The sequence below is a fragment of the Altericroceibacterium endophyticum genome (genome assembly GCF_009827595.1).
Classification (GTDB): Bacteria; Pseudomonadota; Alphaproteobacteria; order Sphingomonadales; family Sphingomonadaceae; genus Altericroceibacterium; species Altericroceibacterium endophyticum.
In genome coordinates, this window is the sequence record NZ_WTYT01000003.1 from 184,170 (window position 1) to 196,688 (window position 12,519).

Below are 12,519 nucleotides of genomic sequence, written 5' to 3' on the forward strand. Positions count from 1 at the left end.
GCCATAAATTCGAACTCAAGGCATCTATTGTTGCAGTCTTGAGGGGTATTGGCGGATGTTTGATAATTTAGATCCCAATCTACTTGAACAGACAGGTGTGGCAGCTTTCCCGGATTTGCATGCCCATGAACCATCTGTGCCGGAGCCCGCTGAGCGGCAGCGACGCAAATTCCGCACGATCTGGATCAGCGACGTTCATCTCGGCACGAAGGGCTGCAACGCCGAATTGCTGATCGATTTTCTCGACAACACCGATTCCGAAACGATGTATCTGGTCGGTGATATCATTGACGGCTGGCGGCTGAAGAAGAAGCTATATTGGCCCGCGATTCACAATGACGTGGTCTGGCGCATTCTGAAACGCGCCAAGCGCGGAACGCGCATCGTCTATATTCCCGGCAATCATGATGAAATGGTTCGCCCCTTTTGCGGCATGAAGTTCGGCGACGTGGAAATTGCCCGGGCGGCGTTTCACACCACTGCCGATGGCCGGCGTCTGATGGTGCTGCATGGGGATGAATTCGATGCCATCATGCTGGCGCACCGCTGGCTCGCGGTGGTGGGTGATGCGCTTTATCACCTGCTGATGGGCCTCAATCAGTGGGTCAATGCTATCCGGTCCCGCTTCGGTCTGCCCTATTGGTCACTGTCGAAAGTCGCCAAGCACAAGGTCAAGAACGCCGTTGAATTCATCTCGCGCTATGAAGAAATCGTGGCGCGCGCCGCCGGGGAGCGCGGCGTTGACGGGGTGGTGTGCGGGCATATTCACACCGCGGAAATCCGGGAATTCGACGGTATCGAATATTTCAACGATGGCGATTGGGTGGAAGGCTGCACCGCGCTGGTCGAACATTTCGATGGCCGGATGGAGATCCTCCACTGGCCCGAAGAAGTGGCCAAACGGGAAGCATCAGAAGCAGAGATTTCCGCGGTAAAATCCATTCGGGCAGTGGCCGCATGAAGATCGCCCTGGTCACCGACGCCTGGGCACCGCAGGTCAATGGTGTCGTCCGTACGCTGCAATCGGTACGCGCTGAAATCGAACGGCGCGGGCATGAGGTACTGGTCGTCTCGCCTGATTGCTTTTCATCCATACCCTGTCCGACTTATCCGGAAATTCGCCTTGCTCTGGCCGGAACGCGCTCAGTTGCGCGGATGATTGATCAGTTCGACGCAGAAGCGGTTCATATCGCCACCGAAGGTCCCCTGGGGATGGCGGCGAGGCGATATTGTTTGCGCCGCAAGCGGCCCTTTACCACGGCCTATCACACGCAATTCCCGGATTATCTCGCGCGCCGCACAGGCCTGCCCAGTGCGATGTTCTGGCCTTTTATCCGCTGGTTCCATGGTCCCTCCTCAGGGGTGATGGTGGCTACAGACCGGGTGGCCGATCAATTACGCGCCAATGGTATCACCCGATTGCGCCGCTGGAGCAGGGGCGTCGATTTCACCTGTTTCAGCCCTGTCGTGACGCCGCCGGACATCTTTTTCGACATGCCGCGCCCGATCCAGCTTTATGTTGGCCGCGTAGCGGTGGAGAAGAATATCGAGGCGTTTCTCTCCAACGATCATCCCGGAACCAAGGTGGTGGTGGGGGACGGCCCGGCCCTGGCGGGGCTCAAGGTACGATTTCCAGAGGCTTGCTTCCTGGGCAAGCAAAGCGGGGCGGAACTCGCCGCCTGCTACGCCGGGGCTGATGTGTTTGTGTTCCCCAGCCGAACGGACACGTTCGGGCTGGTGATGATCGAGGCGCTGGCTTGCGGGACACCGGTGGCGGCCTATCCTGTGGCCGGGCCGCTGGATGTGCTGGACGATGTGTCCGGGGCAATGGACGAGAGGCTCGAAGAGGCGATAGCGCGCGCTTTGCAATTGAAGAGGGAGGATTGTCTGGCGCGGGCACAAAAATTCAGCTGGGATGCGAGCGCGAAGCAATTTCTCGATGCTCTGGAGCCTGAGGATACGGCGCCCGCCATGACGCAATTGTATGCTCACGCGGCCTGAGATTGCGTTTTTATGCGCCTCTAATGCGGGTGAATACCGCAAATGCTTGCCCCAAAGGGGGAAAGAGCCTAAATAGATGGTTCAACGGCCGCTCCCCCAGGAGCGGCCCTTATATTTTGCACGCTTGCATTCACCGGAGAGTATTGTGGCGCAGCCGACCCCTCTGATGCCCCATGCGACCGCCTCCTGGCTGGTCGACAACACATCGCTGAGCTTTGAGCAGATCGCTGATTTCTGTGGCCTGCACATACTTGAAGTGCAGGCAATGGCAGATGATCTGACCAGCGCCAAATATACCGGACGCGATCCGGTGCATTCGGGCGAATTGACGCATGAAGAAATCGAACGCGGTCAGGAAGATACCGAGTATCGCCTGAAAATGCACCGCGCTCCGGTGGAAGTCAGCCGCACCAAAGGCGCGCGTTATACGCCGGTTTCCAAGCGTCAGGACAAACCAGATGGCATCGCATGGATCCTGCGCAGCCATCCGGAAATGTCGGATGCGCAAATCTCGAAGCTGATCGGCACCACGCGCAACACGATCAACGCCATTCGCGAACGCTCGCATTGGAATATCCAGAATATTCAGGCGAAGGACCCGGTGACGCTGGGTCTGTGCTCTCAGCGCGAACTGGATGCAGCGGTGGCCAAGGCGGCCAAGAACCTGCCGCAGAGCGATGATGCCGAGGATATGCCGGTTGTCGAATCGGGCAATGAGAAGGAAAAGCTGATCGAACAGCTGCGCGCTGAACGTGATGATGCCGCACGCGCTGCAGTCGAAGCGGCGCAGGAAGCCGAAGCCGAAGCGTGGCTTCTGGCCAAGCGGGCATCTGAAGCAGGCGGCTCAGACAACTGAGCTCTGGCACTTCATAAATGAATTTGGAAAGGCTGGCGGAGATATTCGCCAGCCTTTTTTTTGTCCGATGAACTGCAGTGAAGCGCGGCAGTGAGTGGTGCCGGTAATCCTTATGTGGGTCGCATCAGGGCCAATTGCCTCTTACTTCGCCAGGATCAAATGGGCCTGTTTGTCTGCGTTGTGGCTCTGATCGCTGTGCTGCTCGGTTTGCATGGGGACGAAGCGCCCTTCCACAGAGGCGCCCTGTTCGATGGTCAGCGTTTCATATTCCACGTCACCATGTAGCCGAGCGGACTTCAGGATCACCAGTTGAGCGGCTTTGACGCTGCCGGATACTTCGCCGGCCAGACGGGCACTGTCAGCGGTAATCGAGCCTTCTATGTTGCCGCTTGCCCCCTGGATCAGCGCCGCGCACGTAACATCGCCTTCGACACTTCCATCAATATGAAGATCGGCCCCGGCCTCGATATTCCCTTTGAGAGTCACATCGGGGCCAATGATGGAGAAAGTGGCGCTCTTAGTCATCGCGTTCGCGAATTCGGACTGGCTGGTCTTCGCGGACATCTTCCAGAACATGCGGAGCATTCTCCAGGAAAGGACGCGGATTGACCGCGCGATTGTTGATACGCACTTCAAAATGCAGATGCGGCCCGGTTGAACGCCCGCTGGAGCCGATGGCACCGATGATGTCGCCTGCCTTCACCATTTGCCCGCGCTTCGCCTTGAAGGCGGACATATGGGCGTAGCGGGTCATCAATCCATTGCCGTGGGTGATTTCAATGACTCTGCCATAGCCCGACCGGCGGCCCGCAAAGCTGACCTTGCCTTCCGCAGCGGCATGAATCGGCGTCCCGGTTTTTCCGCGAAAATCGAGGCCCTTATGCATGGCGCCACCGCCGGTGAAGGGGTCGCGCCGATAACCAAAGCCGGAAGAGATATGGCTGACATCGGCCGGCATGAATTGGGGAACGCTCTGTAGTCCTCTTTCAAGCGCATCCATGCGTGAGAGCGTAAGACCAAGCTTTTCAAAACGCGGATCGACCGTGCCGTCACGGCTGGTAGAGAGCTGTTCCAGCGGGCCACCTTGTGCCGTTTGGGCGGCTGCAAGCATGCGCCGCGGGTCCAGCCCCAATCGCCGCATCCCCTCTTCGGCGCGGTTGGCACGCCGTTCGGCGTAATGAGTCAGGCGATCGACAAAGGCCAATTGCTTGGCTTCAATCCGGGCGAGGCCTGCCGCTTCGGGCAAAATGGCGGAAACCTTGGCAACCGTTTCTGCCGCTTCCTCGTCCTCGGAGGTTTCGGTCGCTGCGTCTTCCACCATGTCGGGGGGCAGCATATCGACTATCTTTTCGATGAAATCCTGCCGTTCTTCCAGATCGCTGGCGACTTTGCCAATATCGTCGCGATAGGCGCGGACCCGGTCTTCTGCATTGGCCACCTGAACGGCCCGCTGATCGAGTGATTCGAGCTCTGAACTCGCCTGATATTGCAGCGCGGCCATGACCCCCATGGACCCGCCCCATAACAACAGGGCCGCTGCAGCACCGCCGGCGAGCGACATTTGCAGTTTCGAGCTCAACTTAACGAAACGGACCTGACCCTGCGACCGCATGAAGAATTCACGATCTGGAAACCAGCTCCGCAGGCGGTCCCGTATTCCGCCAACGGCATTTTTATCCAAGACGATCCCCCGTCTGGTTAACAATGATGTTTACCTAACAAGCAGGGGAGCGGGCTGAAAGTAAGAGCACGTAGTTCAAGCTGAACGGTTTATTAATCGCGGTGAACCGTTTCCAGGAGCGGGAACCCGGCCGGATTCGCGGGAATCGGTTTGCAATTTGCCGATTTCACCCCATTGAAAAGGGTAAGAACTTGAAAAAATCACGCAAAAGCTGGAGCGCTATGTCTACCCAACCCAAAGACCAGAACGATACTGTAACCCTTGTTGAAGATCTTGCCCGTGCAGGCCGCACGGCGCAGCGCCAGCTTGCGCGCATGAGCTCAGACGACAAGGCGGCCGGTCTGCGTTCGGCCGCACAGGCCCTGCGGGATGATGCGGAAACGATCCTCGCTGAGAATGAAAAAGACGTTTCTGCTGGTGAGCGCAACGGTCTGACCGGGGCGATGCTTGATCGCCTGAAACTGGATAAAGAGCGGCTGGATGCCATCGCTTCGGCCGTGGAGGCGGTTGCTGGCCTGCCCGATCCGGTGGGCGATGTGATCGATCAGAGCACGGCACCGAGTGGTTTGGGCCTGTCGCGCGTCCGCATTCCGATCGGCATGATCGGCATCATTTATGAAAGCCGGCCCAATGTTACGGCCGATGCAGCGGCGCTTTGTGTTCGCTCAGGCAATGCCGCGCTGCTGCGCGGGGGCAGTGAAGCAGTGCATTCCAATCGCGCCATTCACGCCGCCATGGTGCGCGGTCTGGAAAAGGCCGGTGTCCCGGGTGATGTCGTGCAATTCATGCCGACTCAGGACCGTGAAGCGGTGGGTGCCATGCTGAAGGCATCCGGCCTGATCGACATGATCGTGCCGCGCGGCGGCAAGAGCCTCGTTTCGCGTGTGCAGACCGAAGCACGTGTGCCGGTGCTGGCTCATCTGGACGGTATTTGCCACACCTATATTCATTCGGCAGCCAATCCGGAAATGGCCCGCGATATCGCGCTGAATGCCAAGATGCGGCGCACCGGTATTTGCGGTGCGATGGAAACCCTGCTGATCGATGCGGATTTCCCGGCGGCAAAGGATGTTGTGACCAATCTGCTGGATAAGGGCTGTGAAATCCGCGGTGATGAGCGGATTCGCGAACTGGATGGCCGCGTCGGCACGGCCACGGCGAATGATTGGGATACCGAATATCTCGATGCAGTCTTGTCGGTCGCCATGGTGGATGATCTGGATGCCGCGCTCGACCACATTGCGCGCCATTCCTCCGGCCATACCGATGTGATCGTGACCGAGGATGAAGCTGCGCGTGATCGCTTCCTCAACGAAGTGGATAGCGCCATCGTCATGGTGAATGCGTCATCCCAGTTTGCCGATGGCGGCGAATTCGGCCTGGGTGCGGAAATCGGTATTGCGACCGGTCGTCTGCATGCCCGCGGCCCGGTCGCGCTGGAAGGTCTGACGACCTATAAATGGCAGGTACGCGGAACCGGCCAGACGCGCTGATCGTCTGCCGGAATAACGTGCCTCAGTAATCAGGGATATAGCTATGCTCTACAAACCTTTTGGCCGCACGGGTCTTTATGTGTCCGAACTCTGTCTCGGCACCATGACCTTTGGCGGAGACGGAATGTGGAGCAAGATTGGCGGTCTTGATCAGGACGCATCCACCAGCCTTGTGAAACAAGCGGTGGATGCGGGGATCAACTTCATCGACACCGCCAATGTCTATTCCAACGGCATTTCCGAACGCATGACCGGTCAGGCGCTGCAGGATCTGGGCATCGCGCGGCAGGATGTCGTGATTGCGACCAAGGCCATGGGGCCGATGGGGCAGGGGGTGAATGATCGCGGAACGTCGCGTTATCACTTGCTGGCCCAGATAGATGCCAGCCTGGAGCGGATGCAGCTCGATCATGTCGATCTGTATCAGTTGCATGGCTGGGACCCGGCAACGCCGGTTGAGGAAATGCTGCGCGGCCTGGAGGATATCGTCCGGTCAGGCCGGGCCCGCTATATCGGTGTTTCCAATTGGGCTGCATGGCAGATCATGAAAGCGCTGGGCATTTCCGATAAGCGGGAATGGGAGCGCTTCGCGTCGCTGCAGGCCTATTATTCCATCGCCGGGCGCGACCTGGAGCGTGAAATCGTGCCGATGCTGCAAAGTGAAGGGCTCGGCCTGATGGTCTGGAGCCCGCTGGCCGGTGGTTTCCTGTCGGGCAAATATAGCCGGGATGGGGATGATGAAGGCCGCCGCGCCAATTTCGATTTTCCGCCGATCGACAAGGAAAAGGGCTTCGATGCCATTGATGCAATGCGGGATATCGCCGGGGAGACCGGCGCCACCATTCCGCAAATCGCCTTGGCCTGGCTGCTGAAGAAGCCGGTTGTTACCAGTGTGATCATTGGCGCCAAACGGGCGGATCAGCTGGCTGACAATCTGGCCTCGGTCGATGTTGAATTGAGCGATTCGCACATGGAGCGGCTGGATGCATGCTGCCCGCCCGCGCCGGAATATCCCGGCTGGATGATCGAACGTCAGAGTGAATATCGCTCCGGTGCGGTCGCTGGCAGCGATCCTGCCGACAAGTGAACGGACGCGGGGCGTGACGGGGCAGGCCGGGCCGGCAACCGCGCTGCTGGGGGGGAGCTTCAACCCTGCCCATGGCGGCCACCGCCGCATCACATTATTCGCGCTGGATGCGCTCGGTCTGGATGAGGCATGGTGGCTGGTATCACCCGGCAACCCATTGAAACCGCGCGCAGGGATGGCGCCGCTTTATGCCCGGCTGCGCTCCGCCCGCAAAATGGCCCGCCGCGCGCCCATTAAAGTGAGCGCGATAGAGCGCGAACTGGGCTCGCCCTATACGGTACAAACGCTCAAAGCGCTCCGCCGACGGTATCCCAAACGCCGTTTTGTCTGGCTGATGGGGGCGGATAATCTGGCGCAATTCCACCGCTGGCGGAACTGGCGCGGCATCGCCCGTGAAATGCCGATTGCGGTTATTGCGCGCCCGGGTTATGATGATGCCGCTATCGCGAGCCCCGCGATGGCCTGGCTGCGGCGCTACCGGCTGCCCGCTTCCAGCTTTCGGAACCGGTTTGAATGGAGCGCACCGGCGCTGATAGAATTGCGTTTTGATCCCGATCCCAGATCGGCGACGCAGATTCGCCGCATGGATCCGCACTGGGCTCAACGTCTTGATGGCGCGCCGCTCAGAGATGGACTTACGCGTTCCCTTATTCATCCTTTGGAAGAGGTTTCGGGCGTATGATAATGCGCTTATCCGGGCCTTTCCCTACTCCCCGCAGAAATAGGAGCTATCTTGCCTGCGATGAACAATGCGCAGACTTCGTCGGACTTGTCCGGCACCCAGAACCCACCCATTATGGCTGACAGCACACCCCCCATCCAGGCCGAACCCGGTTCGCTACACGAACTGGTTCTCAAGAGCCTTGACGATGACCAGGCACAAGATCTGGTTTCCATTCCGCTTGAAGGCAAATCCAGTATTGCCGATCACATGATCATCGCCTCGGGTCGATCGACTCGTCAGGTGGCCGCAATGGCGGGCAAACTGGCCGAGCGCATCAAGCATGCTGGCTATTCTTCGCCGCGTGTCGAAGGGCTGCCCGGTGCCGATTGGGTGCTGATCGATGCCGGTGACGTGGTCGTGCATCTCTTCCGTCCGGAAGTACGCGGTTTCTACAATCTGGAACGGATGTGGAATTTCGGGGAAGAGTCTCCGCTCGCCGCAGGTCGGGCGTAAGGCTCGCTGTCCATATGCTCTGCGCCTTCCCCTGACGGGGGGAGGCGGCTATGGCGGCAGACATGCTGTTGCATGTAATAGCCCGTGGCAAGATCGGACGTTCTCCCGAAGCGGAACTTGTGGCCCGTTATGAAAAACGGATCACCTGGCCCATGCGGCTGACCGAGCTTCCTGAAACAGGCGGGAAAATCCCGTCCCCGCAAACCCCTTTTCGCACCGTCCTGCTGGATGAGCGCGGCAAACAGCTCAATTCGGAAGATTTCGCTGCCTTGCTGGGCCGCTGGCGTGATGACGGCATTCGTGAAACCCGCTTCGTGCTGGGCGCAGCGGATGGGCATGACCGCGCGGAGCGCGAGGAAGCGGATCTGCTGTTTGCCTTTGGCGCAGCGACCTGGCCCCATTTGCTCGCCCGGGCGATGCTGATGGAGCAGCTCTTTCGCGCCACCGCCATTCTGGCGGGGCACCCCTATCATCGATCTGGCTGAATGATGCGGCGCACGCGCTTCTGGCCGGCTTCGTGCCTGATTGTGGCTCTGCCGCTATGCCTGTCACTGGCGGCCAGCGGCCAGGGCGAGGATTTGCCCCTCTATTCGTCGAACGACGCCATTCAGGCCGATTGGCGCCGGGCGCAGGCGGATCAGAAGAAAGCGGCGCAGCGCGGCGCCGATTTGGCAAAGCGCGCCGCACAGGCGGCCGATCAGGCGGATGAGCTGGCCATGAAATCCGCCGGGCTGGCTGCCAATATTCAGGCGGCCGAGGCCGCCGTGGCCGAAGCGGAGGCGCGGCTGGCACTGGCGCGGCGCGAGCAACAGGCATTGGAACGTGACCTGGGGGAGAAGCAGCGCCCGCTGATCGGGCTGACCGGCGGATTGCAGCGAATCGCGCGGCGGCCTGTTCTGTTCGGGCTGGCCCGCCCCGGCGACTTGCGCGAAACCGTCTATCTGCAGGCGACACTGGCGGCCATCATGCCCGATATTCAGCACCGCACGCGTGATCTGCGCAATGATCTGCGGCGCAGTGCCCATTTGCGCGCAGAGGCGGCAGAGGCATTGGCGCAGCAGCGCAAGGAGGAAGCCCGCCGGCTGAAAAACCGTGCGCGGTTGCAGGCTCTCGAGCAAACCCGGCGTGACCTTGCCAGCAAAAATCTGCGTGCGGCCAGACTCGAGCAGGAGCGCGCCCTCAGTCTGGCCGAACGGGCGCAGGATTTGCAGTCCCTGTCCGATGAATTTGAGCGGCGGGCGCAATTGCGCGATTCGCTGGCAGCATTACCCGGCCCTGTCTTGCGGCCAGAGCCCGGTACAACGGCCGCGCAGCCAGCAGCAAGGCAGAGCCCGCGGCCGCAACCCCAATCCACGCAATCTGCCGGCAAACCAGCCTATATTCTGCCCGCCAATGGGCGAATCGTGACCGGATTTGGCGCAAAGATGGGCAATAATGTGAGTCAGGGGCTCGTGCTCACTACGCAAGGCGGGGCGCAGATTATTGCTCCGGCCAAGGCGCGTATTGCCTTTGCCGGGCCCTATCGCGGTTATGACCGAATCATCATTCTCGAACATGATGCTGGCTGGACCACGTTGATTACCGGGCTGGGAGATCTGTCGGTAAAAGTGGGCGATACGGTGATTGCCGGTGCGCCTATCGGACATGCCGAAAACAGGAACCCGTCGGTCATGATCGAATTGCGTCACAAGGGTGAGCCGGTAAATCCCCTCAGCTTGATCGATTAAAGCTATGAATTGCCAGCCAGCATAATCTGGCGTTCAGCCCGGAAAGCCTATAGGAAGCGACCAAAGGAAAGGCTTGCTGAATGAAATTTCTTCCCGCTTTGCGTGCTTCGGCATTATTGACAGCTGTGGCGCTGCTTCCCGCGACGACTGCGGGTTTTGCCCAGGTGGAAGGACGCACGGCCCCCGAATTTGCGAAACTCTACGCCGTGTATCAGCGGGTGAAAGCGAGTTATGTCGACAAGGTCGATGATGACGTGCTGATCAAAGGCGCGATTGACGGTATGCTGGCCGCGCTCGATCCGCATTCATCCTATCTTGACGGCGCCGCCTTGCAGCGCCTCGAAACGATGATTGATGGCAATTATCAGGGGCTTGGCATCTCGGTACAGATGCATGATGGCGCGGTGAAGGTCGTCTCTCCGTTCAAGGGGAGCCCGGCGGATAAGGCCGGAATCAAGGCGGGCGATTATATCACCCATATTGATGGCAAGCTTATTTACGGGCTGGAACTGGACGAGGCCGTTGCCCAGATGCGCGGCAAGGCCGGGACCTCCATCAATCTGACGATCGTCCGCCCAGGCCGTGATGAACCTCTCGAACTCACCGTAACGCGCGGTGTGATTGAGCTGGAGCCGGTGACGCATGAATTGAAGGACGGCAAGATTGGCGTCATCAGCGTCAATGAATTCAGCCGCGACGTGGGCAATGACGTCAATAATGCATTGTCCGCCCTGCGTGCCGAAGCCGGCGGTGAGCTTAACGGGATCGTATTGGATCTGCGCCGCAATCCGGGTGGTTCGCTGGATGAAGCCATTGCCCTCTCCGATCTGTTTCTGGATGATGGGCAGATCGTGTCACAGCGCGGCCGTTCGGCCCGCGATACGATCTATTATGATGCCGAAACGGTCTTTCCGGGCGATGTCGCCGAAGATGTGCCGATGATCGTGCTGATCGATGCGGGCTCCGCCTCCGCCAGTGAGATCGTGGCCGGCGCGCTGCAGGATCAGCACCGGGCGCTGATCATGGGGCAGCGCAGCTTTGGTAAAGGCAGTGTCCAGTCGCTCTTGCCGCTGACACAGAACAGCGCGCTGAAACTGACGACGGCCCGCTATTACACACCCTCGGGGCGCTCTGTGCAGGAAGGCGGGATCGAACCCGATATCCGCGTGCCGCAATTGTCCGATCCCGATGCCGCAAAGCGCGCGAAATATTCCTATCGCGAAAGCGATCTGCGCGGCCATCTGGTGAATGAGATCGAGCTGGAAGACAAAGAGCTCGAAAGCGACAATCGGGATGATCCGCGCTTCTCGGCCACAGCGGAAGAGCTGGAGGAGCAGGGGATCGAGGATTATCAGCTGCATTACGCCCTGAACACGCTGCGCCGTGCGGGCTCCGCTGTCATGTCGGCGCGGAAATAAGCGCGTGGCTGTTGCGCTTGGCCCCTCGGGCAAACTCGCCCGGATGCTGGCAATCGGTGTGCCGGCGCTGCTGCTGGCGGGCGCCTATATCGGGCAATATGGTTTCGGGCTTTACCCGTGCGAAATGTGCTGGTGGCAGCGCTACCCGCATTTCGCCGCCGTGATATTGGGCATCATGGGCACATTCGTCGCGCCGCGGCGGCTGTGGATTGCCTTTGCGGCTCTGGCAATCATGGCCTCTGGCGTGATTGGCGGGTTCCACGCCGGGGTTGAATATGGCTGGTGGCAAGGGCCGACAGCCTGTTCCAATCTGACGGCAGGTGCGGCTGACCCGCTGCAGGCGATCATGACTGCGCCACTGGTACGCTGTGATCAGGTGGCTTGGAGCCTGTTTGGCATTTCGCTGGCAGGATGGAACTTCATCGTCTCGCTCCTGTCCGGTCTGGCGATCTTTAGTTTGTTGATGCGAAAGGAAAACGCATGAAGCCCGACAGATCTTCCATGGTCCGCGTTGATCAGGCGGGCGAATATGGCGCCACCCGCATCTATGCAGGGCAACTGGCCGTGATGGGCGAGCGCGGTCCCCATGCGACCGAAATACGCGCCATGGCCTTGCAGGAAGAGGAGCATCGCGCACGGTTTGATGCGATGATGACCGAACGCGGCGTGCGCCCGACCTTGTTGCAGCCGTTCTGGTCGGTGGCGGGCTTCGCGCTGGGTGCCGGAACGGCGCTGATCGGACCCAAGGCCGCGATGGCCTGTACCGCCGCGATCGAGGAAGAAATCGATCAGCATTATACGGCGCAGCTCGACGATCTGGAACAGCAGGGCGACGATCCGGAACTGGCGGGTATCGTGCACAAATTCCGCGATGAAGAGCGGGAGCACCGCGATGCCGCGCTGGCAGCCGGGGCGGAAGAGGCTGTGGCCTATCCGCTGCTGCATGGCGCAATCCGTTTGGGGTGCCGTCTGGCGATTCGTCTTTCGGAACGAATCTAGCCTATCAAGGGCTTCATATGCAGTTCATTGGTTAAAGCTGATGAACCAGTGATTATATTATGGAGAGGTGCAGAGCCTCT

General features: G+C 59.8%; 14 protein-coding genes. 12 read left to right on the top strand and 2 right to left on the bottom strand.

The window, feature by feature from the left end; all coding sequences use genetic code 11:
• Positions 1-55 precede the first annotated feature (55 nt).
• The 3 genes from GRI91_RS07940 to GRI91_RS07950 all read left to right on the top strand — a co-directional run bounded on the left by GRI91_RS07940 (position 56) and on the right by GRI91_RS07950 (position 2,857).
• On the top strand, positions 56-961 hold the full coding sequence (locus GRI91_RS07940) for a UDP-2,3-diacylglucosamine diphosphatase (protein ID WP_160736130.1): 906 nt from the start codon (positions 56-58) through the stop codon (positions 959-961).
• Complete coding sequence (locus GRI91_RS07945; RefSeq protein ID WP_160736131.1) at positions 958-2,001, top strand: glycosyltransferase family 4 protein; 1,044 nt, start codon at positions 958-960, stop codon at positions 1,999-2,001. The genes GRI91_RS07940 and GRI91_RS07945 overlap by 4 nt, the downstream gene beginning before the upstream one ends.
• A gap of 145 nt (positions 2,002-2,146) precedes the next feature.
• On the top strand, positions 2,147-2,857 hold the full coding sequence (locus GRI91_RS07950) for a DUF1013 domain-containing protein (RefSeq protein WP_419866831.1): 711 nt from the start codon (positions 2,147-2,149) through the stop codon (positions 2,855-2,857).
• A gap of 141 nt (positions 2,858-2,998) precedes the next feature.
• Here GRI91_RS07950 and GRI91_RS07955 read toward each other — a convergent pair whose 3' ends face one another.
• Both GRI91_RS07955 and GRI91_RS07960 read right to left on the bottom strand, forming a co-directional pair.
• The gene (locus GRI91_RS07955) at positions 2,999-3,382 is read right to left on the bottom strand and encodes a bactofilin family protein (RefSeq protein ID WP_160736132.1); all 384 of its coding nucleotides are present in this window, start codon (positions 3,380-3,382) and stop codon (positions 2,999-3,001) included.
• Entirely contained in the window at positions 3,375-4,538 is a 1,164-nt protein-coding gene (locus GRI91_RS07960) for a M23 family metallopeptidase (protein WP_337190337.1), read from the bottom strand. Before GRI91_RS07960 ends, GRI91_RS07955 begins: the two co-directional genes overlap by 8 nt.
• Before the next feature lie 221 nt (positions 4,539-4,759).
• Here GRI91_RS07960 and GRI91_RS07965 point away from each other — a divergent pair, with 221 nt between their 5' ends.
• The 9 genes from GRI91_RS07965 to GRI91_RS08005 all read left to right on the top strand — a co-directional run bounded on the left by GRI91_RS07965 (position 4,760) and on the right by GRI91_RS08005 (position 12,439).
• Complete coding sequence (locus tag GRI91_RS07965; RefSeq protein WP_160736133.1) at positions 4,760-6,031, top strand: glutamate-5-semialdehyde dehydrogenase; 1,272 nt, start codon at positions 4,760-4,762, stop codon at positions 6,029-6,031.
• A gap of 43 nt (positions 6,032-6,074) precedes the next feature.
• A complete protein-coding gene (locus tag GRI91_RS07970) occupies positions 6,075-7,118 on the top strand; it encodes an aldo/keto reductase (protein WP_160736134.1) in 1,044 nt (347 codons plus the stop codon).
• Positions 7,105-7,800 carry a nicotinate-nucleotide adenylyltransferase gene (locus GRI91_RS07975; RefSeq protein WP_160736371.1) on the top strand — a complete coding sequence of 232 codons (696 nt, stop codon included), beginning with the start codon at positions 7,105-7,107 and terminating at the stop codon, positions 7,798-7,800. Before GRI91_RS07970 ends, GRI91_RS07975 begins: the two co-directional genes overlap by 14 nt.
• 114 nt (positions 7,801-7,914) lie before the next feature.
• Entirely contained in the window at positions 7,915-8,295 is a 381-nt protein-coding gene (gene rsfS / locus GRI91_RS07980; protein WP_160736372.1) for a ribosome silencing factor, read from the top strand.
• Positions 8,296-8,357: 62 nt separating this feature from the next.
• Positions 8,358-8,780 carry a 23S rRNA (pseudouridine(1915)-N(3))-methyltransferase RlmH gene (locus GRI91_RS07985; RefSeq protein ID WP_160736373.1) on the top strand — a complete coding sequence of 141 codons (423 nt, stop codon included), beginning with the start codon at positions 8,358-8,360 and terminating at the stop codon, positions 8,778-8,780.
• A complete protein-coding gene (locus GRI91_RS07990) occupies positions 8,781-10,022 on the top strand; it encodes a murein hydrolase activator EnvC family protein (protein WP_160736135.1) in 1,242 nt (413 codons plus the stop codon). It begins immediately after the preceding gene.
• Between the two features lie 80 nt (positions 10,023-10,102).
• Positions 10,103-11,440, top strand: a complete 1,338-nt coding sequence (locus GRI91_RS07995; RefSeq protein ID WP_160736136.1) for a S41 family peptidase — start codon at positions 10,103-10,105, stop codon at positions 11,438-11,440.
• Positions 11,441-11,444: 4 nt separating this feature from the next.
• Positions 11,445-11,924, top strand: coding sequence for a disulfide bond formation protein B (locus GRI91_RS08000; protein WP_337190338.1), 480 nt, complete (start codon positions 11,445-11,447; stop codon positions 11,922-11,924).
• Positions 11,921-12,439, top strand: a complete 519-nt coding sequence (locus tag GRI91_RS08005) for a demethoxyubiquinone hydroxylase family protein (protein ID WP_160736137.1) — start codon at positions 11,921-11,923, stop codon at positions 12,437-12,439. The genes GRI91_RS08000 and GRI91_RS08005 overlap by 4 nt, the downstream gene beginning before the upstream one ends.
• The last annotated feature ends 80 nt before the right edge of the window (positions 12,440-12,519 follow it).